General features: G+C 71.3%; 19 protein-coding genes. 5 read left to right on the top strand and 14 right to left on the bottom strand.

The genetic code is table 11. The annotated features are described in order from the left end of the window. Nucleotides 1-3 precede the first annotated feature (3 nt). The 4 genes from N8J89_RS32370 to gltB form a co-directional block, all read right to left on the bottom strand. A complete protein-coding gene (locus N8J89_RS32370) occupies nucleotides 4-648 on the bottom strand; it encodes a DUF2461 domain-containing protein (protein WP_283666298.1) in 645 nt (214 codons plus the stop codon). After that, nucleotides 648-1,301, bottom strand: a complete 654-nt coding sequence (locus N8J89_RS32375) for a DUF2461 domain-containing protein (protein ID WP_283660783.1) — start codon at nucleotides 1,299-1,301, stop codon at nucleotides 648-650. Before N8J89_RS32375 ends, N8J89_RS32370 begins: the two co-directional genes overlap by 1 nt. Nucleotides 1,302-1,498: 197 nt before the next feature. Then, complete coding sequence (locus tag N8J89_RS32380; RefSeq protein WP_283660784.1) at nucleotides 1,499-3,004, bottom strand: glutamate synthase subunit beta; 1,506 nt, start codon at nucleotides 3,002-3,004, stop codon at nucleotides 1,499-1,501. Next, nucleotides 2,997-7,565: a glutamate synthase large subunit gene (gene gltB / locus N8J89_RS32385; RefSeq protein ID WP_283660785.1), complete on the bottom strand. Its 4,569-nt coding sequence runs from the start codon at nucleotides 7,563-7,565 to the stop codon at nucleotides 2,997-2,999. Before gltB ends, N8J89_RS32380 begins: the two co-directional genes overlap by 8 nt. A gap of 416 nt (nucleotides 7,566-7,981) precedes the next feature. Here gltB and N8J89_RS32390 point away from each other — a divergent pair, with 416 nt between their 5' ends. Genes N8J89_RS32390 through N8J89_RS32400 form a run of 3 tightly spaced genes read left to right on the top strand, consistent with a single transcriptional unit; the run spans nucleotide 7,982 to nucleotide 10,616 of the window. After that, entirely contained in the window at nucleotides 7,982-8,818 is an 837-nt protein-coding gene (locus tag N8J89_RS32390; RefSeq protein ID WP_283660786.1) for an ABC transporter substrate-binding protein, read from the top strand. Continuing rightward, nucleotides 8,815-9,846, top strand: a complete 1,032-nt coding sequence (locus tag N8J89_RS32395) for a FecCD family ABC transporter permease (protein WP_283660787.1) — start codon at nucleotides 8,815-8,817, stop codon at nucleotides 9,844-9,846. Before N8J89_RS32390 ends, N8J89_RS32395 begins: the two co-directional genes overlap by 4 nt. Then, nucleotides 9,846-10,616 carry an ABC transporter ATP-binding protein gene (locus N8J89_RS32400; protein ID WP_283660788.1) on the top strand — a complete coding sequence of 257 codons (771 nt, stop codon included), beginning with the start codon at nucleotides 9,846-9,848 and terminating at the stop codon, nucleotides 10,614-10,616. Before N8J89_RS32395 ends, N8J89_RS32400 begins: the two co-directional genes overlap by 1 nt. 1 nt (nucleotide 10,617) lies before the next feature. Here N8J89_RS32400 and N8J89_RS32405 read toward each other — a convergent pair whose 3' ends face one another. The 5 genes from N8J89_RS32405 to dctA all read right to left on the bottom strand — a co-directional run bounded on the left by N8J89_RS32405 (nucleotide 10,618) and on the right by dctA (nucleotide 14,398). After that, nucleotides 10,618-11,130 carry a hypothetical protein gene (locus tag N8J89_RS32405; protein ID WP_283660789.1) on the bottom strand — a complete coding sequence of 171 codons (513 nt, stop codon included), beginning with the start codon at nucleotides 11,128-11,130 and terminating at the stop codon, nucleotides 10,618-10,620. Further along, nucleotides 11,130-11,891, bottom strand: coding sequence for a hypothetical protein (locus N8J89_RS32410; RefSeq protein WP_283660790.1), 762 nt, complete (start codon nucleotides 11,889-11,891; stop codon nucleotides 11,130-11,132). Before N8J89_RS32410 ends, N8J89_RS32405 begins: the two co-directional genes overlap by 1 nt. Before the next feature lie 8 nt (nucleotides 11,892-11,899). Further along, nucleotides 11,900-12,211 carry a hypothetical protein gene (locus tag N8J89_RS32415; protein WP_283660791.1) on the bottom strand — a complete coding sequence of 104 codons (312 nt, stop codon included), beginning with the start codon at nucleotides 12,209-12,211 and terminating at the stop codon, nucleotides 11,900-11,902. Beyond that, on the bottom strand, nucleotides 12,208-12,906 hold the full coding sequence (locus N8J89_RS32420) for a YbaB/EbfC family nucleoid-associated protein (RefSeq protein WP_283660792.1): 699 nt from the start codon (nucleotides 12,904-12,906) through the stop codon (nucleotides 12,208-12,210). The genes N8J89_RS32415 and N8J89_RS32420 overlap by 4 nt, the downstream gene beginning before the upstream one ends. Nucleotides 12,907-13,006: 100 nt before the next feature. Next, complete coding sequence (gene dctA / locus N8J89_RS32425) at nucleotides 13,007-14,398, bottom strand: C4-dicarboxylate transporter DctA (protein ID WP_283660793.1); 1,392 nt, start codon at nucleotides 14,396-14,398, stop codon at nucleotides 13,007-13,009. A 187-nt stretch (nucleotides 14,399-14,585) separates the two neighbouring features. Between dctA and N8J89_RS32430 the strand changes: the two genes are divergently transcribed. Then, nucleotides 14,586-15,539: a TAXI family TRAP transporter solute-binding subunit gene (locus N8J89_RS32430; protein WP_283660794.1), complete on the top strand. Its 954-nt coding sequence runs from the start codon at nucleotides 14,586-14,588 to the stop codon at nucleotides 15,537-15,539. A gap of 9 nt (nucleotides 15,540-15,548) precedes the next feature. Here the strand turns inward: N8J89_RS32430 and N8J89_RS32435 are convergent, their stop codons facing one another. Both N8J89_RS32435 and N8J89_RS32440 read right to left on the bottom strand, forming a co-directional pair. Then, nucleotides 15,549-17,054, bottom strand: coding sequence for a HAMP domain-containing sensor histidine kinase (locus N8J89_RS32435; RefSeq protein WP_283660795.1), 1,506 nt, complete (start codon nucleotides 17,052-17,054; stop codon nucleotides 15,549-15,551). Between the two features lie 10 nt (nucleotides 17,055-17,064). Next, nucleotides 17,065-17,727, bottom strand: coding sequence for a response regulator transcription factor (locus N8J89_RS32440; RefSeq protein WP_185008462.1), 663 nt, complete (start codon nucleotides 17,725-17,727; stop codon nucleotides 17,065-17,067). 136 nt (nucleotides 17,728-17,863) lie between these two features. Between N8J89_RS32440 and map the strand changes: the two genes are divergently transcribed. Continuing rightward, a complete protein-coding gene (gene map, locus N8J89_RS32445; protein WP_283660796.1) occupies nucleotides 17,864-18,676 on the top strand; it encodes a type I methionyl aminopeptidase in 813 nt (270 codons plus the stop codon). Between the two features lie 774 nt (nucleotides 18,677-19,450). Here the strand turns inward: map and lgt are convergent. From lgt to trpB, 3 genes are all read right to left on the bottom strand, one after another. Beyond that, complete coding sequence (gene lgt, locus N8J89_RS32450) at nucleotides 19,451-20,497, bottom strand: prolipoprotein diacylglyceryl transferase (RefSeq protein WP_283666299.1); 1,047 nt, start codon at nucleotides 20,495-20,497, stop codon at nucleotides 19,451-19,453. Nucleotides 20,498-20,579: 82 nt separating this feature from the next. Further along, the gene (trpA, locus tag N8J89_RS32455; protein ID WP_283660797.1) at nucleotides 20,580-21,374 is read right to left on the bottom strand and encodes a tryptophan synthase subunit alpha; all 795 of its coding nucleotides are present in this window, start codon (nucleotides 21,372-21,374) and stop codon (nucleotides 20,580-20,582) included. Continuing rightward, nucleotides 21,374-22,603, bottom strand: a complete 1,230-nt coding sequence (gene trpB, locus N8J89_RS32460; RefSeq protein WP_283660798.1) for a tryptophan synthase subunit beta — start codon at nucleotides 22,601-22,603, stop codon at nucleotides 21,374-21,376. The genes trpA and trpB overlap by 1 nt, the downstream gene beginning before the upstream one ends. Nucleotides 22,604-22,628: the final 25 nt, after the last annotated feature.

Below are 22,628 nucleotides of genomic sequence, written 5' to 3' on the forward strand. Positions count from 1 at the left end.
GCCTCAGGCGCTGGGCGGACCGACGTGGTCGGCGAGCCAGGCGGTGAACGGGGCCAGGGCCCGCCAGTGCTTGCGCACCAGGGTCAGGCACTCCCGTTCGTGCAAGTAGTCGCCAGGTTCCCAGGACCGGCCGACGTAGAGCGAGCGGTGCCGGAGCAGGTCCAGCCGCGGGTGGTCCGGCTCGACCCCGCGCGGGCGGCTCTTCATCACGTCCCCGTGCACACCCCAGCCCGCCTTGGTCAACTTCGCCAGGATCTTGGCCAGCTCACCGCCACGGCGGTCCTCGGCGACCGCGGTCCGGTACCGGGCGAGCTGGTCGGCGGCCAGCCGGTAGCACCCCGCGCCGAGCATCAGCCCGTCCGCCGAGAGCTGCACGTAGTAGCTGGACTCCCCCAGCTTGCCGCCGGCCAGCGCGCCACAGGCGGTCTTGTACGGCGTCTTGTCCTTGCTGAACCGCACATCCCGGTACGGCCGGAACACCTTGCCCGCGCCGAACTCGTCCTCGAGATCGGCCAGCAGCGCGACCATCGGCGCCCGCACGTCCTGCTCGTAGGTGGCCTTGTGGTCGGTCCAGTAGGCCTTGGAGTTGTCCGCCTCCAGCCCGTCGTAGAAGTCCACGGCGTGCTCGCCGAACCCGGTGAAACCCATCATCGCCGCCACTGGTCGCTGAGGCCGACGTGGTCGGCGCACCATTCGTTGATCGCGTTCAGCTCCCGCCAGCCCAGCCGCACCCGCTCCAGGCACTCCGGCCCGTGCAGGTCGTCGTCAGGGGGCCAGCGCCGGGCCACGTAGAGCGAGCGGTGCCGCAGCAGGTCCAGCCGCGGATGGTCCGGGTCCACGCCGCGCGGCTTGGTCTTCATCACGTCCCCGCACACCTCCCAGCCCGCCTTGACCAGCCTCGCCAGCACCCGCACCAGCTTCCCGCCGCGCCGCTCGTCGTCCACCGCCGTGCGGTACCGGGCCAGCTGGTCGGGGGCCATCGCGAAGGACCCACCGCCGATCATCAACCCCTCCGCACCGACCTCGACGTACCAGGCCCCGCCGCCACGCCCCTGCTCGACCACGCCGCCGCAGTGGTCCTTGTACGGCCGCTTGTCCTTGCTGAACCGCACATCCCGGTAGGGCCGGAACACCTTCCCCGCCCCGAACTCCGGCTCCAGCTCCGCCAGCAGCCGTTCCATGGGGGCGCGCACGTCGCGGTCGTAGACCGGCTTGTGGTCGGTCCAGTAGGACTTGGAGTTGTCCGCCGCCAGCCCGTCGAAGAAGTCGACCGCGTACTCGCCGAAACCCGAGAACTCCATGCGAGCCAGCCTACGACTCAACCCCGACAGTCACCCTTCGGGTGAACCCCACCCCGAGTGTTGGCCGTTCTCGTACGCCGTGTTGGCCGTTCTCGTACAGGCGGTGGCACCGAGGTGCTCACCGTGCCGTCCGCAACGGCCAACCTGACGTACGACAACGGCCAACACTGGGTACCGGAACGGCCAACACGGCGGGGTCAGCGGACCGCCAGTGGCACCAGGTTCGGGCGCACCGGCGAGGGCAGGTTGGACACACCGGTCAGGTACGTGTCCACCGCATGCGCCGCGGACCGGCCCTCCGCGATCGCCCACACCACCAGCGAGGCCCCCCGGTGCGCGTCCCCGCACACGAAGACCCCCGGCGCGTCGGTCTGCCAGTCCGAGCCGCAGGAGATCGAGCCGCGCTTGTTCAGCTCGATGCCCAGGCCGGGCAGCAGGGGCATGTGTTCCACGCCCACGAAGCCGATGGCGAGCAGGGCCAGGTCGCAGGGGACCTCCTCGACCTCGGCGGAGACCGGGATGACCGAGCGGCGGCCGTCGGCGTCCTTCTCCACCCTGACCTTGCGCAGGCGGACCGCGCGGACCTGGCCTTCGCCGTTGTCCACGAACTCCTCGACGGCGACCGCGAACTTGCGCTCGCCGCCCTCGTCGTGCGCCGGATAGGTGTGCAGGACGACCGGCCAGACCGGCCACGGGGAGCGGTCCTCGTCGCGGACCGCGGGCGGCATCGGGTACTGGTCGAGCTGGACCACGCCGGCCGCGCCCTGGCGGTGGGCGGTGCCAAGGCAGTCGGCCGCGGTGTCGCCGCCGCCGATGATGATCACGTGCTTGCCCTTGGCGTCGATGCTCGTGGGACCGTCGCCCTCGCAGAACTTGTTGGCAGGCACCAGGTGTTCCATCGCCAGGTGCACGCCCTTGAGGTGGCGGCCGGGGATGTCCGGGGCGTCGCGGCCGCGCAGCGCGCCCACCGCGAGCACCACCGCGTCGAACTCCGCGCGCAGCTGTTCCACCGTGAGGTCGACGCCGACCTCGCAGTTGGTGATGAACCGGGTGCCCTCGGCGCGCAGCTGGGCCAGCCTGCGGTCCAGGACCTTCTTCTCCATCTTGAACTCGGGGATGCCGTAGCGCAGCAGCCCGCCGAGCCGGTCGTCCCGCTCGAACACGGTGACCTCGTGGCCCGCCCTGGTCAGCTGCTGGGCGGCGGCCAGGCCGGCGGGGCCGGAGCCGACCACGGCGACCTTCTTGCCGGACTGCACGGTGGCCGGGTTCGGGCTGACCGTGCCCGCCTCCCACACCTGGTCCGCGATGGCCTGCTCCACCCGCTTGATCGCCACCGCGCCGCCGGAGAGCGGGGAGATGGCCAGCACGCAGGCCGTCTCGCACGGGGCGGGGCAGAGCCTGCCGGTGAACTCGGGGAAGTTGTTGGTGGCGTGCAACCGGTCCCCGGCCTGGGCCCAGTCGCCGCGGCGCACCAGGTCGTTCCACTCCGGGATCAGGTTGCCCAGCGGGCAGCCCGCGGAACCGCTGTGGCAGAAGGGGATACCGCAGTCCATGCAGCGGGTCGCCTGGGTGCGCACCTGGTCCTCGCGGACCTGGGGCTCCAGTGCGGCGTACACCTCGTGCCAGTCGTCGATCCGCTCGCCCGCCGGCCGCTTGGCCGGTTCGGTGCGGGCGTGCTTCAGGAATCCGTTCGCATCAGCCACGGGAGGCCTCCATGATCGCCTCGTCCACATCGCGGCCCTCGGCGCGTGCGATCCGCACCGCCTCCAGGACCCGCTGGTAGTCCCTGGGCATGACCTTGGTGAACGCCGCCGAGCGGCGCGGCCAGTCCCCGAGCAGCGACGCCGCCACCGTGGATCCGGTGAGCAGGTGGTGCTTCTCGACAATCTCGCGCAGCCAGCGGAGGTCTTCCGCGTTGGGCCGCTGGAGCTCCACCATCGCGGTGTTGACCTTCACCGGATCCAGGTCCAGCACGAAGGCGATGCCACCGGACATGCCGGCGGCCACGTTCCGGCCGGTCGGCCCGAGCACCACGGCCCGGCCACCGGTCATGTACTCGAAGGCGTGGTCGCCCGCGCCCTCGGCGACCGCGGTCGCGCCGGAGTTGCGCACGCAGAACCGCTCGCCCACCTGGCCGCGCAGGAAGATCTCGCCCGCGGTGGCGCCGTAGCCGATCACGTTGCCCGCGATCACCTGCAGCTCGGCCCGGAACGGCGCGTCCTCGTGCGGGCGCACGATGATCCGGCCGCCGGAGAGGCCCTTGCCCACGTAGTCGTTGGTGTCGCCGACCATCTCGATGGTGATCCCGGCGGGCAGGAACGCGCCGAGGGACTGCCCGGCCGAACCCGCCAGCTTGACCTGGATGGTGCCATCCGGCAGGCCCGCGCCGCCGAAGCGGCGGGTGACCTCGGAGCCGAGCAGGGTGCCCACGGTGCGGTTGACGTTGCGCACCGGCAGTTCCAGCCGCACCGGGTGCGCGTCCTCCAGCGCCGCCTCGGCCAGCTGGATCAGCGTGCGGTCCAGGGCCTTGTCCAGGCCGTGGTCCTGGTCGCGGACCCGGCGCTTGGCGCTGCCCTGCGGTCCCTCGACCACCTCGAACACCGGGGACAGGTCCAGGCCGACGGCCTTCCAGTGGTCGATGGCCTGGTCCGCGCCGAGCAGCTCGGCGTGCCCGATGGCCTCGTCCAGGCTGCGGAAGCCCAGCGCGGCAAGGTGTTCGCGGACCTCCTCGGCGACGAAGTAGAAGAAGTTCTCCACGAACTCGGCCTTGCCGGTGTACCGCTTGCGCAGCTCCGGGTTCTGCGTGGCCACGCCGACCGGACAGGTGTCCAGGTGGCAGACCCGCATCATCACGCAGCCGGCCACGATCAGCGGCGCGGTGGCGAAGCCGAACTCCTCCGCGCCGAGCAGCGCGGCGATCAGCACGTCCCGCCCGGTCTTCATCGCGCCGTCCACCTGCAGGGTGATCCGGTCGCGCAAACCGTTGAGCACCAACGTCTGCTGCGCCTCGGCCAGCCCGATCTCCCAGGGCGTGCCGCAGTGCTTGAGCGAGGTGAGCGGGGAGGCGCCGGTGCCGCCGTCGTGGCCGGAGACCAAGATGACGTCGGCGTGCGCCTTGGCCACCCCCGCGGCCACGGTGCCGATACCGACCTCGCTGACCAGCTTGACGTGCACCCGCGCCTGCTCGTTGGCGTTCTTCAGGTCGTGGATGAGCTGGGCCAGGTCCTCGATGGAGTAGATGTCGTGGTGCGGCGGCGGCGAGATCAGCGAGACGCCCGGCGTGGAGTGCCGGGTGCGCGCGATCCACGGGTACACCTTGTAACCGGGCAGCTGGCCGCCCTCGCCGGGCTTGGCGCCCTGGGCCATCTTGATCTGGATGTCGCTGCTGTTGACCAGGTACTCGCTGGTGACGCCGAAGCGGCCGCTGGCGACCTGCTTGACCGCCGAGCGCCGCGCCGGGTCGTACAGGCGCTCCGGGTCCTCGCCGCCCTCACCGCTGTTGGACCGGCCACCGAGCCGGTTCATCGCCACGGCAAGGGTCTCGTGCGCCTCGGCGGAGATCGAGCCGTAGGACATCGCGCCGGTGTTGAACCGCTTGACGATCGCGCTGGCCGGTTCGACCTCCTCGATCGGCACCGGCTTGCGGCCGTCGGCCTTGAGCTCGAACAGCCCGCGCAGCGCGCCGCCTTCCTTGGCCAGCCGGTCGCATTCGGCGGTGTAGCGCCGGTAGACGTCGTACTGCCGGGTCTTGGTGGCGTGCTGGAGCAGGAACACCGTCTCCGGGTTGAACAGGTGCAGCTCGCCCTCGCGGCGGTAGAAGTACTCGCCGCCCACCGGCAGGCCGCGGTGCGCGCGGTCGGTCGGGTTGTCCGGGTAGGCCAGCCGATGTCGTTGCGCCACCTCGGCGGCCAGCACGTCCATGCCGACGCCGCCGAGCTTGGAGGCGGTGCCCACGAAGTACTCGGCGACCACGTCGGTGGCCAGGCCGACCGCCTCGAAGACCTGCGCGGCGGTGTAGGCGCCCACGGTGGAGATGCCCATCTTGGACATCACCTTCAGCACGCCCTTGACCAGCGCGCCCACGTAGTTGCGCACCGCCTTGCGGGCCTCGATGCCGGTGACCGCACCGCGGTTGACCATGTCCTCGATGGTCTCGAAGGCCAGGTACGGGTTGACCGCGGCCGCGCCGTAGCCCAGCAGCAGCGCGATGTGGTGCACCTCGCGGGCGTCCCCGGACTCCACCACCAGCGCGACCCGCAGGCGCTCCTTGGTGCGCACCAGGTGGTGGTGCACCGCGGAGACCAGCAGCAGCGAGGGGATCGGCGCCATCCGGTGGTCGGAGTCCCGGTCCGACAGCACCAGGATCCGGGCACCAGCGGCGATGGCCTCGGAGGCTTCCCGGCGGACCCGTTCCACCGCCGCGGTCAGCGCCTCCGCACCACCGTCCACTTCGTACAGTCCAGAAAGGACAGCGCAGGCGAAGCCGGGCAGGTCGCCGTCGTCGTTGACGTGGATGAGCTTGGCCAGCTCGTCGTTGTCGATGACCGGGTAGGGCAGCTGGATGTGGCGACAGGAGGACGGTCCCGGGTCGAGCAGGTTGCGCTCGGGGCCCATGACACGCGCGACGGAGGTGACGATCTCCTCGCGGATGGCGTCCAGCGGCGGGTTGGTCACCTGCGCGAAGTGCTGGACGAAGTAGTCGTAGAGCATCCGGGAACGCTGCGAGAGCGCCGCGATCGGGGTGTCGGAACCCATGGAGCCCAACGGTTCCAGCCCGCTGACCGCCATCGGGGTGAGCAGCACGCGCAGCTCTTCCTCGGTGTAGCCGAAGGTGAGCTGGCGGCGCACCACGGACTCGTGGCTCTGCACCACGTGCTCGCGGTCGGGCAGGTCGGCCAGGTTGAGCAGGCCGGCGTGCAGCCACTCGTCGTAGGGCAGCCCGGCGGCGAGCTCGGACTTGACCTCGTTGTCGTCCACGATCCGCCCGGCGGCGGTGTCCACCAGGAACATCCGGCCCGGCCGCAGGCGGCCCTTGGCCACCACCTGGCTGGGGGCCACGTCGAGCACGCCGGTCTCCGAGGCCAGCACCACGCGGCCGTCGGCGGTCTGCCACCAGCGGGCCGGGCGCAGGCCGTTGCGGTCGAGCACCGCGCCGACCAGGGTGCCGTCGGTGAAGGTGACGCAGGCGGGGCCGTCCCACGGCTCCATCAGACTGGCGTGGAACTGGTAGAAGGCGCGGCGGGAGGCGTCCATGGTGGCGTGGTTCTCCCACGCCTCCGGGACCATCATCAGCACCGCGTGCGGCAGGGTGCGGCCGCCCAGGTGCAGCAGTTCCAGGACCTCGTCGAAGGAGGCGGAGTCCGAGGCGTCGCTCGCGCAGATCGGGTACAGGCGGGACAGGTCGCCGGGGATGAGGTCGCTTTCCAGCAGGGCCTCGCGGGCGCGCATGCGGTTGCGGTTGCCGCGGATGGTGTTGATCTCACCGTTGTGCGCGACGAACCGGAACGGGTGCGCCAGCGGCCACGAGGGGAAGGTGTTGGTGGAGAACCTGCTGTGCACCAACGCGATCGCGCTGGCCAGCCGGTGGTCGGTCAGGTCGAGGAAGAACGCGGGCAGCTGCGCGGTGGTCAGCATGCCCTTGTACACCAGGGTGCGCGCGGACAGCGAGGGGAAGTACACCCCGTAGCCGGCCTGCTCGCTCTCGTGCTCGGCGCGCTTGCGCAGCGCGAAGGCCAGGCGGTCCAGGTCGATGCCCGCCCGACATCGCCCGTCCGGGCCCGGTTCGGTCGCGGTCACCAGCAGCATGGAGAAGTGCGGCATCACCGACAGCGCGGTCGGCCCGACGCCGGCGGCCTCCGGGCTGACCGGCACCTCGCGCCAGCCGAGCACCCGCAGGCCCTCTTCCCCGGCGATCCGCTCGATCAGCGCGACCGCCTTGACCCGCAGGTCGTCCTCGGCGGGCAGGAAGGCGATGCCCGCGGCGTAGGTGTGGTTCCCGGCGGCGTCCGGCTCCGGCAGGTCGCCGAGCTCCGCGCGCAGCAGCTCATCGGGTAGCTGCAGCAGGATTCCGGCCCCGTCCCCGCTCGTGGGCTCGGCGCCGGCGGCGCCGCGGTGTTCGAGGTTCGCCAGTGCCGTCAGGGCGTCGACCACGATCCCGTGGGAACGGCGGCCCTGGATGTCGGCGACCATGGCGACACCGCAGGCGTCTCGTTCCTCGGCCGGGTCGTACAGTCCCTGCTGGGCGGGGATGGCGGAGAAGATCACGCGGAGACCTCCCTCGTCGTGTTCCGTGCTCAGGTGGTGGAAAGCTGGGCACGGGACGACGGTGGCCCGCGAGGTCACACCGGCGTACGCGCCGGTAGCGACAGGTATGACCGGACTGTAACAGGCAGGAAACCCGGAAACACCCCTCGAAGGGTGATGTCGGTCATTGCGCCGTAACGATTTTGCTGCTTCGTTCGACATAGCGGCGAGACCAACAGTACGCGTGTCCTGCTGATTCTCTGGGCAGGGCGTGGAACACGCCGGTAACGTCCCTGGGAGCTTTCACCCGATCGACCCCAGAGGATTCGATGCGTCTTCCCCGGAGTACCCGCGCAGCACTCATCGCCGTCAGCGCCATCGCCCTCGTTGGCGGGTGCGCGAGCCGGGTTCCCGATCCGGCGCCGAGCCAAACCTCGGTGGAGTCGGCGTTCCCGGTCGAGGTGGGCGCGCCGGGCGGCAAGCCGCTCACCATCACCAAGAAGCCGGAGCGGATCGTCTCGCTGAACCCGACCGCCACGGAGAGCCTGTTCGCGATCGGCGCGGGCAAGCAGGTGGTGGCCGTGGACGACCAGTCCAACTTCCCGGCCGAGGCGCCCAAGACCACACTGTCGGGCTTCAAGCCGAACGTGGAGGCCATCGCCGGGCACCAGCCGGACCTGGTGGTCGCCTCCAACGACGTCGAGGGCGTGGTGGCGGGCCTGGAGAAGCTGAAGATCCCGGTGCTGCTGCTGCCCGCGGCCAAGACCCTGGACGACGCCTACGGTCAGATCAGCATCCTGGGGCAGGCCACCGGGCAGGGCACCCCGGCCAACGACGTGGTGAACCGGATGAAGGGCCAGATCAGCAAGCTGGTCCGGGAGACCCCTCGGCCGGCTGAGGCGCTGAAGTACTACCACGAGCTGGACCCGACCTTCTACACCGTGACCTCCAAGACCTTCATCGGCTCCATCTACGGCCTGTTCGGCCTGGTCAACATCGCCGACGCGGCCGACCCGTCCGGCGGCGGCTACCCGCAGCTCTCCGCCGAGCAGGTGGTCAACGCCGCGCCGCGGCTGATCTTCCTGGCCGATGTGAAGTGCTGCGGCCAGACCGCGGCCTCGGTCGGCACCCGGCCGGGCTGGGCGAGCGTGCCCGCGGTGCGCGACGGCGGCGTGGTGGCCCTGGACGACGACATCGCCTCCCGCTGGGGACCGAGGGTGGTCGACCTGGTGCGCACCGTGTCCGAGGCCGTGACCGCAGCCGGGAAGAAGTGACCGCCGCCGTCCCCACCCGGCTCCGGTTCCGCCACCTGGCCCTCACCCTGCTGCTGTTGCTCGCCGTGGTGACCGCCGCGGTGCTGCTCGGCGCGATCGACCTGGGCACCGGACGCGTGCTCGGCGAGGTCTTCGCCCAGCTCACCGGCGGGGTCTCGCCGCTGTCGGCGCGCGAGGCGGCCATCCTGTGGGAGCTGCGCGTGCCCCGGGTGGTGCTGGCCTGCCTGGTCGGCGCCGCGCTGGCCTCCTCGGGCGCCGCGTTCCAGGGCGTGTTCCGCAACCCCCTGGCCGACCCGTACCTGCTGGGCGCGGCCGCGGGGGCCGGGCTGGGCGCGACGCTGGCCGTGTTCGCGGTGCCCACCTTCAGCACCGGCGAGTTCTTCGGCCCGCTGCCCATCGCCGCCTTCGCCGGGGCGGTGCTCGGCGTCGGCCTGACCTGGGCGCTGGGCCGCTCGGCCGGTCCGGGCACCGCCACCCTGGTGCTGGCCGGGGTGGCGGTGGCCGCGTTCCTGACCGCGGTGCAGACCTTCGTGCAGACCCTGGACGTGGACAGCCTGCGCACCATCTACACCTGGATGCTCGGCGGCCTCGGCGGCGCGGGCTGGTCCCAGGTGCTGGTGGTGCTGCCCTACATCGCGCTGTCCTCGTTCGTGCTGTGCGCCAGCGGCCGGCTGCTCGACGTGCTCGGCGTGGGCGATGAGGAGGCCGCGGCGCTGGGCCTGCACCCGCGCCGGGTGCGGCTGATCATCCTGGGCGCGGCCTCGCTGGCCACCGCGGCCGCGGTGTCGGTCAGCGGCCTGATCGGGTTCGTCGGCATCGTGGTGCCGCACGTGGTCCGGCTGCTGGTCGCGGGCAGCTACCGGGTGCTGGTGCCGCTGTCGCTGCTGGGCGGCGCGGCCTTCGTGGTGCTGGCCGACATGGTGGCGCGCACCGTGATCGCCCCCGGCGAACTGCCCATCGGCGTGATCACCGCGTTCACCGGGGCGCCGTTCTTCGCGGTCGTGCTGCGCCGCTCCAGGAGGGGCTGATGCTGGCCATCGAGGGAGTCTCCGCGGGCTACCACGGCCGGATCGCGGTCGCCGGGGTCACCGTCACCGTGCCGCCGGGCAGCTGGCTGGCCGTCATCGGCCCCAACGGCGCGGGCAAGTCCACCCTGCTCAAGGCCGTCGCCAACGCCGTCCCGCACACCGGGACCATCACCGTGGACGGCACCCCGGTCGCCGCACTGACCAACCGCGCCCGCGCCCGCCGCATCGGCTACGCCCCGCAGACCCCCACCCTGCCCGAGGGCCTCACCGTCACCGACTACGCCCTGCTCGGCCGCACCCCGCACCTGGGTTTCCTGGCCCGCGAAGGCCCGGCCGACCTGGACCTGGTGGCCGACATCCTGGCCCGCCTCGACCTCTCCGACCTGGCCGACCGTCCACTCCCGACCCTCTCCGGCGGCGAGCGGCAACGCGCCGTGCTGGCCAGGGTGCTCGCCCAGCAGGCCGGGCTGCTGCTGCTGGACGAGCCGACCACCGGGCTGGACATCGGGCACGCGCAGTCGCTGCTGGACCTGGTGGACCGGCTGCGGCTGGCCGACGGCACCACGGTGGTGAGCACGCTGCACGACCTGACCCTGGCCGGTCAGTACGCCGACCAGCTGCTGATGCTGGACGGCGGGCGGGTGGTGGCGGTGGGGCCGCCGGCGGAAGTGCTGACGGCGGAACGGGTTTCGCGGCACTACGCGGCGCGGGCGGAGGTGCTGACCGCGCCGGACGGGACACGCGTGGTGACGCCGGTGCGGTCGGGGTGAGTCAGAGGTTGGGGCGGGGGTAGAGCCGCCGCCCGACGAAGAACGCCACGCTCTGCAACACGACCGGCAGGTAGGCGACCACCACGAACAGCCAGTCCCAGCCGTCCATTCGGCCACCTCGCCTGAGTTCGGTCTGCAGGAGGCCGAGCAGGAAGAAGGTCAGGAAGAACGCGAACAGGAACATCATCCCCCAGATCAACCCCAGCAGCTGACGGCTCCGCCGCACCAGGAGCAGTTCGATCTGCTCACCCCGCAGGTGCCGCCACGGGTTCAGCACCAGAAACCCAGTCATGGCCAGGAACACGTCCATCGTGAGCGCGAAGATGTAGACGAACGGGACCAGCACGTCATACCTGGTCGCCAACTGCCCACCGAGCAGGACCACCAGCACCGCCAGCACCGCCGCCGCGGAACCGGTGAGCATCGCGAACCAGCCACCAGCGGTGCGGAGCCGCCGCGCCTGCTCGGCGGGGATCGGCACCCACACCGGCGGCCGACCGATGTAGACGGCCACTAGCGCGGCTTCCAGTCCGAACCGTCACCGTCCAGCACGCTGGCATCGCCCATCTGCTCAATCCGGCCCTGCGACCAGGTTTCGCCGACCATCCGCAGCTTCTCCTGGAGAGCGGACTGCTCCGCCTTGCAGGTGTTCACGTGGGCCAGTAGGCCGGTGATGAGACTGCCGATCAGTCCCGCGACCGACGGCAGCACGGCGACGAGGATCAGCAGTGCCAACGGGATACCGGCCACCGAGACGGTCAGGGCCACCGCGGAGGCGATGCCGATGAGGGCCACGATCAACGCGACGGTGATGCCCACCCAGAAGCTCTCGATGGAGTTGCCCAGGTTGACCAGCGAGCCACGCATCTGGGTCGCCAGGTCCTTCAGCCCGGTCAGCCCGCTGACCTGGGTCGGGATGGTCAGTCGATAGGCCTCAGCGGCCCTGCCTTCCCACTCCAGGGTGGTGTCCATCTTGCCCGGGTCGATCGCGCCCGCCACGTCGTTCAGCTTGCCCGCGATGTCCTTCGACCACTGCTCAGCGGCCTCTCTCACCCGGTCGGCATCGCCCCGGTCACCGAGCAGGTCCTCGAGCTGCTTTCCCAGTTCCAGGCTGTTCCGGGTCACTGCCTCCACCAGGAGGTCGATGCGCGGGATGACCCAGCGCAGCGGCTCCGGCACCGAGTTGACCGCCTGGTTCACCTGGTCGAAGAACTTCCGCATGCGTTCGTCAACCTCGCGCAGGCGCTCATTGGCCCGCTGCACGGCTTCGCTCACAGCTTCCCCTACTTCGTGGTGTTCTTCAGCGTGTGCAGGCTGGCTTCTTCCTCGCGCTCATAGGTGTCCGCGGCCTGCCACAGGGTCTGGCTGATGAGCCGGAAGGTCTCCATCGCCTTGCCGATCATGTCGTCCATGGTCGTGCGCGCCTGGAGGTAGGTCTGGTCCAGTCCGGCCTTGACCGCCCACTTGGACAGTTCCGGCGGGCCGAGGTGCAGGCCGTCCAGTGCCCGGCGCGGCTGCTCCAGGGCGTCCGCCGCCTCGTCCCAGCGGACGGCGTCGGCGCGCAGGGCCTCGTAGGCCGCGGAAAGGTCGGTCATGACAGCCCCAATCGGCGCAACAGCAGGTTCGGGTCACTCACCAGCCCGGTCAGTTCGGTGATCGCCGGGCTGGTCGGCCACCGGGTCAGCTCCGGGTCGGGGGTGCTCCGGCGGCGCAGTTCCCGCAGCACCTCGGTCAGCTCGCCCTCGATCTCGGGGTTGCGCGCCGAGTCAGCCCAATACGGGTCCACCGTCAACGTGCTGACCTGCCCGTTCATCGCGCTGCCGCGCACGTGCCCGCCCGCGCTCCCAACCTCGATCGGTTGGTTCAGCACCGCGTCCAGGCGATCGGTCAGCGTCGCCAGTTCGGCGCCCACTGCGTCCATCAACCGGAACGCCGCCTCGGTGGTGAGCGGCGTGGTTTCCGGCTGTGCGGTCGGCGTCGGCCAGGGTGGGACATCGGCCTGCTCGGTCTGCTCGACCTGCCTGGCCAGTGCCTGCATCACCGCGTTGTTCGCCGCGGTCAGCACGCTGCCCTGCAACGCCCGCGGATCCACCGAGCGGCGCCAGTCCGCGGCCAGCCGGACCGACAGCACCTCGCCCATCGGCCCGACCGACACCGTCACCACCCGGTCGGCGTCCTGTCCGGTGATCCCGTCCGGCTCTGCCGCGCTCGGCTCCGGCGTGACCGGGCGCTTGGGCGCCGGTTCCCAGTCGTCGGCGTCCTCGAAGCCCCAGCGTTCAACGTCACTCATCCGCATTCCCCCCTCTGGAATGAAATCAGCAACCAGGAAACTACACACCGAAGGCCGGGTCCACCGCGTGGTGAACCCGGCCCTCGGCCCCAGGGCGACGCTAGGAAGTCGTCTCCGCCTTCGCCTTCTGCTCGGCGGCCTTCTTCTCGGCGGCCTCGCCGTTCTCCACCTTCATCAGCTCGTCCATGTCCACCAGCGACGGGTCGTTGAGCACCCGGTCCAGCTGTTCCCGGTCCAGCGAGTTCTGCCACTTCGCGATGACCAGGGTGCCCACGCCGTTGCCGATCAGGTTGGTCAGGGCTCTGGCCTCGGACATGAAGCGGTCGATGCCGGCGATCAGCGCGATGCCGATGCTGGCCTCGGGGATGACGTTCTGGAAGGCCACCAGGGAGGCGGCCAGGGTGACCAGGCCGGCTCCGGTGACGCCCGCGGCGCCCTTGCTGGAGAGCAGCATGAACAGCAGCAGGCCGATCTGGGTCCACAGTGGCAGGTGGGCGCCGGTGGCCTGGGCGATGAACAGCGCGCCCATGGTCAGGTAGATGCAGGTGCCGTCCAGGTTGAACGAGTAGCCGGTGGGGATGGTCAGGCCGACCACCGACTTCTGCGCGCCCGCGGCCTCCAGCTTCACCAGCATCCGCGGCAGCACCGCCTCGCTGGAGGAGGTGCCGAGCACGATCAGCAGCTCGTCCTTGATGAAGCGGATGAACTTGAAGATGTTGAACCCGGCCAGCTTCGCCACCCCGCCGAGCACCAGGATGACGAACAGCACGCAGGTCAGGTAGAAGGCGATCATCAGGAACGCCAGCGAGGACAACACCTTCGCGCCGTTGGTGCCGATCGTGTAGGCCATGCCGCCGAAGGCGCCGATCGGCGCCGCGTACATGACGATCTTGATGACCCCGAACATGATCTTGGCGATGGTGTCCAGCGCCTGCAACGGCTTGGCGCCGCGCTCGCCCATCATGCCGATGGCGACCGCGACCAGCACCGCCAGCACCAGCACCTGGATCAGCTGCCCGCTGGTGAACGCGCCGACGAAGGACTCCGGGACCAGGTGCAGGATGAACGCGGTGAAGCCCTCGGCGCCGGCGGCCTTCTTCTGCGCGTCCGCGCCTGCCTTGAGGTCCGCGGCGCTGGGCTGCATGTCCAGGCCGACGCCCGGCTGCAGGATGTTCACCACGATCATGCCGATGACCAGGGCGATCAGCGTCATCACGATGAAGTACAGGATGGTGCGCAGGGCGAGCCCGCCGGCCTTGGCGAGGTTGCCCAGCCCCGCGATGCCGACGACGATGGTGCAGAAGATCGTGGGCGCGATGACCATCTTCACCAGGTTGATGAACAGGTCCGCGAGCCACTTCAGCCCGGCTGCCTGAACAGGGAACAGGATCCCGACCAGGATTCCTGCCGCGATCGAGACCAGCACCCAGAAGTACAGGTGCCGGTAGATCGGCTTACGCGTTCGCCCCCCAGCAGCGGTCGTTGCCAACATGTCCTCCTCGACAGTGATCCGTGGTCCGGGCGAATGCTCGTGACCGGAGAAGTTCACCGGCAAGCGACCCGGGCGAAACTTGAGACTGTCCTGACAAAAGCGCCGGCATGGTGACAGGGCCGTTACCGGAACAGGGCCTCGATGTTGTTCCGGTGTGCGTGTCATCCGGACGGACTAGCCTGGCACCATGCCGCCGACCGCGCTGACTCGACGCGCGCTGTTGCTGGGCGGGGCTGGCACCGCGGTGACCGCCGCCCTGGGCAGCTGCACGACGGGGCAGCTGCCCGTCCTGCCCGAGCTGGTGCTGGCCACCGGGCCGCCCGGCGCGGTGTACCGGGAGATCGGCGGGGCGCTGGCCGAGGAGCTGCGCAAGCACCTGCGGGGCACCGCGGTGCGCACCCGGCCGACCGGGGCCTCGGTGGAGAACCTGATGCTGCTCGGCTCGGGCCAGGCCCAGCTCGGGTTCGTCTCCCTGGACGCGATGCTGGCCAGGCAGAACAGCCCGGTGGAGGGCGTGAGCGCGATCGGGCGGCTCTACGACAGCTTCCTGCACCTGGTGGTGCTGGACAGCTCGCCGATCAAGACCACCAGGGACCTGGCCGGGCGGCGGATCGCGGTGGGCGCGGCCGGGTCCGGCACCGAGTACACGGTGGAGAAGCTGCGCCGGATCGCCGGGCTGAGCTTCAACGAGGTGCGGCTGTCCCAGGCCGAGGCGGCCAAGCAGCTGGAGGAGGGCGGGATCGACGCTTTCTTCACCCTCACCGGCATCCCCACCCCGGCGATCAGCGACCTGCTGCGGCGGCAGGTGCCGATCCGCATGGTCGAGCTCGCCGAGCAGGCGCAGGCGCTGGCCAGCGGCGACTCCTCGGCCTACATGCCGGCCACCATCCCGAAGCCGACCTACGGCTACCTGCTGCCCTACCGCACGGTGTCGGTGCCCAACCTGCTCATCGTCAGGGACGACCTGCCGGTCGAGGTGGTCAAGATCGTGACGAACACGGTGTTCGCCGAGTCGGACGCGATCGCGGTCAACCACCCGGAGGCGCGGCGGATCAACCGCAGCACCGGGATCGCCACCGGGCCGGTGCCGCTGCACCCGGGGGCGGCGGCCTGGTTCCGGGAGTACAAGCGGCTGGTGTGAGGTCCGGGCTCAGACGCCGGCGGGCGGGTCCTTGGCCTCGGGCTGTTCGGCCACGGGTGGGCGGGACAGGTGCTTGCGTTCCTCGTCGGGGCGGCCGTCGGCCTCGTCGGTGGGGTCGAACAGCTGCTCGGCGGGCGCGACCGGCAGCCGGATCGCCACGTCCAGTCCGTGCGGGTGCGCCTGGTGCAGCCGGAACTCGCCGCCGGCCGAGGTGACCAGCTCGCTGCAGATGGCCAGGCCGAGGCCGGTGCCGGAGATGTTCTGGTGCTTGGGCGAGCGCCAGAACCGGTGCAGCGCCACCGAGAGCTCCGCCTCGTCCAGGCCGACGCCGTCGTCGATGACGTGCAGCTCGACGTGCCCGTCCTCGACGCTGTCCTCCGGCTCCTCGTGCCGGGCCCACACCCGCACCCTGGTGCCGCCGGAGAGCCGGATCGCGTTGCCCACCAGCTCGTCCAGCACGCTGCCCAGGCCGCCGGGCGGTTCCAGCACGCGCAGGCCCTCGGGGATGTCCAGGCGCAGCCGGATCGCGGCCCGCTGCGCGTTGGCCTGCCAGGCCGGTTCGTGCGCGGCGACCAGCTCGTCCAGCTCGACCGGTTCGGCGGCCGCGGCGCTGTCCAGCCGGGTGGCGGCCAGCAGCGCGTCCAGCACCCGGCCCATCTCCTCGGCCTCCTCCACGGCCAGCTGGTGGGCCTGCCGCGCCGGTTCGTCCGGCAGGTGCGGCGCCAGGTTCTCCACCGCGAGGCGGAGACTGGCCAGCGGGTTGCGCAGCTGGTGGGAGGCGTCGGCGACGAAGTCGCGCTGACGGCGCAGCGCGCGGCCGACCACGTCCACCATGGTGTTGAAGGAGCTGGCCAGGGTGCGCAGCTCGGGTGGCCCGTGCACGTCGGCGCGGGCGTCCAGGCGGCCGCTGGCCACCCGGGAGGTGACCTCGTCCAGGCGGCGGATCGGGCGCAGGATCCAGCGGGAGACCGGCCAGGCGGCCCCGATCAGCGCGAGCAGCGGGACCAGGCCGTTGAGCGCGAGCAGCAGCCAGGAGTTGAGCACCTGGGCGCGCAGGCCGTCCGAGGGCGAGATGGTGACCACGGCGGCCACCACCTGGCTGTCCCGGCCCACCGGTTCGACCACGACCAGCGGGTTGGTCTCCCACGGCCACACCACGCGCGGCGGGTTGGGCCGGTACCCGGCGAAGGCCACGGCCAGGCCCTCGCGCACGCCGGGGGTGTTCAGGTCGGCCGAGGCGTCCGAGGGCAGGATGATGTTGCCGCCCGGGTCGACCAGCACGGCGGGGATGTCGTAGAGCCGGTGGTAGCGGGTCAGCTCCTCGGCCAGCGGGGTGGTGCGGTCCAGCGCGAGGGCGTTCTCGGCCAGCGCGGCGAACCGGCTGGCGTCGCTGAGCCGGTCCAGGTAGACGGACTGGGTCTCGCCCTGGCCGACCGCGGCGGCCAGCGGCACGCCGAAGGCGGCCGCCATCGCCACCAGCAGCGGCACCAGCACCGCGAGCAGCCTGCGGAGCACCCCGGCCGCCCTACCGGGCCATCCGGTAGCCCACGCCGCGCACGGTCTCGATGCGCACGAACGGGCCGAGCTTGCCGCGCAGGGTGGCGATGTGGGTGTCCAGGCTGCGCGAGCGGGCCTCCCAGCTGGCGTGCCACACCTGGTCCAGGATGCGGTCCCGGCTGACCACGCTGCCCGGGCGCGCGGCGAGCAGGGCGAGCACGTCGAACTCCTTGCGGGTCAGCGTGATCTGCTCGCCGGAGACGGTGGCGGTGCGCGAGCCGAGGTCGAGCCGGAGCGGGCCGACCTCCATCACCTCGTGCTCCTCGCTGTCCGCGCGGGCGGCCCGGGTGCGGCGCAGCACGGCCTCGATCCGGGCCAGCAACTCAGCGGTGCCGAAGGGCTTGACCACGTAGTCGTCGGCGCCGCTGCGCAGGCCGAGCACGCGTTCCCGCTCCTCGCTGCGCGCGGTGACCGCGATGACCGCGGTGCCCTCGCGTTGCCGGAGCTTGCGCAGCACGTCCAGCCCGTCGGCGTCGGGCAGTCCGAGGTCGAGCAGCACCACGTCGGCCGGGGCGGCCTGGAGCGCCGCGGCCGCGGTGGCGGCGCGGAGGACTTCGTAGCCGGCGTGCTGCAACGCGGTCACCAACCCGCGCGCCACCCGGTCGTCGTCCTCCACTACGAGGATGCGCATGAGGGTCGATACTAGGGCGCGGCGGGCGGGACTGATGGCCACTGGGCCGCCGAGATCGACTTCCGCATGGCAGAATTCGAGGCGCCGGCAGTGCACCAGGCCACCGGAGTTGGTTTCAACACGCCTGGAGGCGGCCATGGTGATCCGCAAGACCGACGCGGAGATCGACCAGATGGCCAAGGCGGGAGCAATCCTTGCCGAGGTCCACGAAGAACTACGAGCAGCCCTGCGCCCCGGTAGAACCACCGCTGACCTGGACCGCGTCGCCGCCGAGGCGATCGAGCGCCGAGGCGGCAAACCCGGCTTCTTCGGCTACAACGGCTACCCCGCCGTCATCAACGCCTCCCTGGGCGAGCAGATCGTGCACGGCATCCCGTCCCGCCAGACCCGCCTGCGCGAAGGCGACATCCTCAGCCTGGACTGCGGCGTCCTGTGGAACGGCTTCCACTCCGACGCGGCCTGCACCTGGATCGTCGGCGAGGAGGAAGCGGCCCCCGAGCACCTGCGAGCCTTGGTAGCCGACACCTACCGAGCCCTGTGGGCAGGCATCGGCGCGACCCGGGTGGGCAACCGCATCGGCGACATCTCGGCCGCCATCGGCGCGGTGGGCGCGGCCGGGGGTTACGGCGTGGTGTCCGACCACAATGGACACGCGATCGGCGGCCACGGGATCGGGCGGTCACTGCACGAGGACCCGTTCGTGCCTGGGCGCGGCAGGCCGGGGCGCGGGTTGCGGCTCAAGCCGGGGCTGGTGCTGGCGATCGAGCCGATGTTCACCACCGGGCATCCGGGGTTCCGGACGCTGGGTGACGAGTGGACCGTGGTGACGGTGGACGGCAGCACGGCGGCGCACTGGGAGCACACGGTGGCGGTGACGGAGTCCGGGCCGAGGGTGCTGACGGCAAGGCCGGAGGAAGTGGCCATGGCCCGGATCGCGGACCTGGGCTGAGCGAAGGCCCACACACCGGGGTTGAAAACCCACAAAGCGGGCCTCTCGTCTTCTCCGTACGGCCTGGAGACTGCTGACCGCGCCTCCCCGCCCGGCCCCTGCAACCTGCCGCCGCCCGCCTCGCCCAACGTGACGGGGCCGGGCGGGGAGGTGTGGTTTGCTGTCGGAAGGTCGTGCGGAGAAGACGAGAGGCCCGCGAGCACGCTGGGTGTTGAGTCGGCAGCCTGCCCCGCCCTGCAACCTGCTGGTCCCGGCTTTTGACTTGTCACACCCCTCCGGTGGTCTGCCCGTCCGGCGAGGACATTCTTTTGATCTTCGGGGTTTCAGGCGAAGATCAAAGTCAAGAGCGTCCTCGCCGGACGGGCAGGAATCAAAGCATGGGGGAAAAATCAAAGTCAAAGGCCAAGACGCAGGCGGGTCTTGAGGTTCCCCATGCCCGTCAACCCTCCGAAATCGAACCACATCCCAGCGAGCAGCCGCCGTCACGTGGCGTGGCCTTGGCGGCGGCGCCTGTGAGCGTCTGCTCGCTGGGATGTGGTGCGATGTCTCCAGGTTGACGGGCATGGGGAACCTCAAGACTTCGGTGGACGTTCGAAAAGCCACCCCGTCGCCTGGCTCGCGGGCTTCGCCCTGCGACCGCAACGGCCAACACCCCGTACGACAACGGCCAACACGCCGGGGGTTTCCCCCTCCGCCGCGTGTTGGCCGTTGTTGGACGGTGTGTTGGCCGTTGTGGACCGCGTGTTGGCCGTTGTTGTACCCGGTGTTGGCGGGTTAGGACTCGGGCTTGGGGTCTTCCTTGCGGGTGACCGGGTCCGTGGGGGGCTTGGCCGGGGTGGCTTCGGCGGGGACGACGGCTTCCGCCGGCTTGTCCTCGGGCCTGGGGCCGAGGCCCGCTGGGGGTTCCTCGCCGTCGGCGACCGGGTTGGTGGGGTCGTCTTCGGGGTCGGGGTCCTTGCGCCAGTCGGCTGGGTCTTCGCGCTTGCCCCGGACCAGCAGGAGGTAGGCGAGGGCGCCCAGGAAGACGACGACGCTGGTGATCACGTTGATGCGGACGCCGAACACCAGGCTGGCGGTGTCGGTGCGCATGATCTCGATCCAGAAGCGGCCGAGGGTGTAGCCCGCGACGTACAGGGCGAAGACGCGGCCGTGGCCCATGCGGAACTTGCGGTCGGCCCAGACCAGCAGGAGGGCGACGCCCAGGTTCCACACCAGCTCGTAGAGGAACGTGGGGTGGACCACCGCGATGGGGACGTGGTTCTCCGCGACGCCGCCGAGGGCATCCGGCAGGCCGGTCTCCGGGTCGATGCGGCGGTAGATCTCCAGGCCCCACGGGAGGTCAGTCGGGCCGCCGAAGAGCTCCTGGTTGAACCAGTTGCCGAGGCGGCCGATCGCCTGGGCGACCACGATGCCGGGGGCCACCGCGTCGGCGAAGACCGCCAGGGGGACGCCGCGTTTGCGGCAGCCGATCAGCGCGCCGACCGCGCCCAGGGCGATGGCGCCCCAGATGCCCAGGCCGCCGTTCCAGATGTAGAGGGCCTCGATCGGGTTGCCGTCGGGGCCGAAGTACTTGGGCCAGTCCGTGGCCACGTGGTACAGCCTGCCGCCGATCAGCCCGAAGGGCACCGCGTACACCGCGACGTCGACCACGGTGCCGGACTCGCCGCCGCGGGCGATGAGGCGGCGTTCGCCCCACCAGATCGCGATGACGATGCCCGCGATGATGCACAGGGCGTAGGCGCGCAGCGGGAACGGCCCGAGCTGCCACACGCCGCGGTCAGGGCTGGGGATGGTCGCCAGGAAGGCCGTGGAATCGGCCATCAGTGCGGTCAGCGTGCCAGTCACAGGCCACACCGTAGCCCCCTCGCGTCAGCTCACGGTGTGGCGGGCGGGAACTACCGACTTACGCGCCGGTCACGACCGACGATCGGACCCCGGTGGCGAGTTCTCCCGCCAGGTCACGCACGCCCTGCTCGCCGCGGGCGCTGGCCGAGACGAAGGCCGAACCCACGATGACCGCGTCCGCGAAGGCCGCCACCTCGGCCGCCTGCGCGCCGGAGCGGACACCCAGGCCGACGCCGACCGGGATGTCGGTGTGCTGGCGGACCCGTCCGACCAGCTCCGGGGCCATGCTGCTGACCGTGTCCCGGGCCCCGGTGACGCCCATGGTGCTGGCGGCGTACAGGAAACCCCTGCTGGCCTTGGCGGCCAGGGCCAGGCGTTCGTCGGTGGAGGCGGGGGCGACCAGGAAGATCCGGTCCAGGTCGTGCGCCTCGGCCGCGGCCAGCCAGTCGTCGGCCTCGTCCGGGATCAGGTCCGGGGTGATCACGCCGAGGCCACCGGCGGCGGCCAGGTCGCGGGCGAAGGCGTCCACGCCGTAGCGGTGCACCGGGTTCCAGTAGGTCATCACCACCGCGCGACCGCCCTTGGCGGCCAGCGCCTCGACCGTGGGGAACAGGTCGCGCACCCGGAAGCCGTTGCGCAGCGCCTGGTGCGCGGCGGCCTCCACCGTGGGGCCGTCCATCACCGGGTCGGAGTGCGGCAGGCCGACCTCGACCAGGTCGCAGCCGCCGTCCAGCATCGCGGAGAGCAGCGCGGTGCCCTCGGCGACCGTGGGGTAGCCCGCGGGCAGGTAGCCGACCAGGGCCGCGCGCTGCTCGGCGCGGCAGGTCTCGAACAGCGGGGCGAGCCGCGACATCAGGCGTCCTCTCCGACCAGGCCGAACCACTTCGACGCCGTGTGCACGTCCTTGTCCCCGCGCCCGGACAGGCACACCAGGATGCTGCCGTCGGGCCCGAGCTCCTGGCCGAGCTTGAGCGCCCCGGCCAGCGCGTGCGCGGACTCGATCGCCGGGATGATGCCCTCGGTCCGGCACAGCAGCTGGAAGGCCGCCATCGCCTCCGCGTCGGTGACCGGCCGGTACTCCGCCCGCCCGAGGTCCTTGAGCCAGGAGTGCTCCGGCCCGACCCCCGGGTAGTCCAGCCCGGCCGAGATCGAGTGCGCCTCGGTGATCTGCCCGTCCTCGTCCTGCAGCAGGTAGGAGCGGGTGCCGTGCAGCACGCCGGGGGTGCCCGCGGACAGCGTCGCGCCGTGCCTGCCGCTGTCCAGGCCCTCGCCGCCGGGCTCCAGCCCGAGCAGCCGGACGCCGGGGTCGTCGATGAAGCCGTGGAAGATGCCGATCGCGTTCGAGCCGCCGCCCACGCAGGCCGCCACCACGTCCGGCAGCTTCCCGGTGCGCTCCAGCACCTGGGCGCGGGCCTCCTCGCCGATCACCTTGTGCAGGTTGCGCACCAGCACCGGGAACGGGTGCGGACCGGCCGCGGTGCCCAGCAGGTAGTGCGTGCGGTCGACGTTGGCCACCCAGTCCCGCAGCGCCTCGTTGATCGCGTCCTTGAGCGTGCGCGAGCCGGTCTTGACCGGGATGACCTCGGCGCCCAGCAGCCGCATCCTGGCCACGTTGAGCGCCTGCCGCTCGGTGTCCACCTCGCCCATGTAGACCACGCACTCCAGCCCGAGCAGCGCGCAGGCGGTGGCCGTGGCCACCCCGTGCTGCCCGGCCCCGGTCTCCGCGATCACCCGGGTCTTGCCCATCCGCTTGGTCAGCAGCGCCTGGCCCAGCACGTTGTTGATCTTGTGCGAGCCGGTGTGGTTGAGGTCCTCGCGCTTGAGCATGATCCGCGCCCCGCCCGCGTGCTCGCCGAAGCGCGGCGCGTCGGTCAGCGGCGACGGGCGGCCCGCGTAGTCCTTGAGCAGCCGGTCCAGCTCGCCGGTGAACTCCGGGTCCGCCCTGGCCGACTCGTAGGCCGCGGACAGCTCGTCCAGCGCGGCGACCAGCGCCTCCGGCATGTACCGCCCGCCGTAGGGGCCGAAGTGGCCCCTGGCGTCGGGGCCGTGCTGGGCGGACTGTTCGGACTGGTCAACACTCATCTGGAAGCGGTTCTCCTTGCGAAGT

The organism is Crossiella sp. CA-258035, assembly GCF_030064675.1.
Classification (GTDB): Bacteria; Actinomycetota; Actinomycetes; order Mycobacteriales; family Pseudonocardiaceae; genus Crossiella.

Excerpts from the sequence above, each read along its gene's own strand:
- N8J89_RS32370 (WP_283666298.1), bottom strand. The coding sequence starts at position 648 with ATGGGTTTCACCGGGTTCGGCGAGCACGCCGTGGACTTCTACGACGGG.
- N8J89_RS32375 (WP_283660783.1), bottom strand. The coding sequence starts at position 1,301 with ATGGAGTTCTCGGGTTTCGGCGAGTACGCGGTCGACTTCTTCGACGGG.
- N8J89_RS32400 (WP_283660788.1), top strand. The coding sequence starts at position 9,846 with ATGCTGGCCATCGAGGGAGTCTCCGCGGGCTACCACGGCCGGATCGCG.
- N8J89_RS32415 (WP_283660791.1), bottom strand. The coding sequence starts at position 12,211 with ATGACCGACCTTTCCGCGGCCTACGAGGCCCTGCGCGCCGACGCCGTC.
- N8J89_RS32420 (WP_283660792.1), bottom strand. The coding sequence starts at position 12,906 with ATGAGTGACGTTGAACGCTGGGGCTTCGAGGACGCCGACGACTGGGAA.
- dctA (WP_283660793.1), bottom strand. The coding sequence starts at position 14,398 with ATGTTGGCAACGACCGCTGCTGGGGGGCGAACGCGTAAGCCGATCTAC.
- N8J89_RS32430 (WP_283660794.1), top strand. The coding sequence starts at position 14,586 with ATGCCGCCGACCGCGCTGACTCGACGCGCGCTGTTGCTGGGCGGGGCT.
- N8J89_RS32440 (WP_185008462.1), bottom strand. The coding sequence starts at position 17,727 with ATGCGCATCCTCGTAGTGGAGGACGACGACCGGGTGGCGCGCGGGTTG.
- map (WP_283660796.1), top strand. The coding sequence starts at position 17,864 with ATGGTGATCCGCAAGACCGACGCGGAGATCGACCAGATGGCCAAGGCG.
- lgt (WP_283666299.1), bottom strand. The coding sequence starts at position 20,497 with ATGGCCGATTCCACGGCCTTCCTGGCGACCATCCCCAGCCCTGACCGC.
- trpA (WP_283660797.1), bottom strand. The coding sequence starts at position 21,374 with ATGTCGCGGCTCGCCCCGCTGTTCGAGACCTGCCGCGCCGAGCAGCGC.
- trpB (WP_283660798.1), bottom strand. The coding sequence starts at position 22,603 with ATGAGTGTTGACCAGTCCGAACAGTCCGCCCAGCACGGCCCCGACGCC.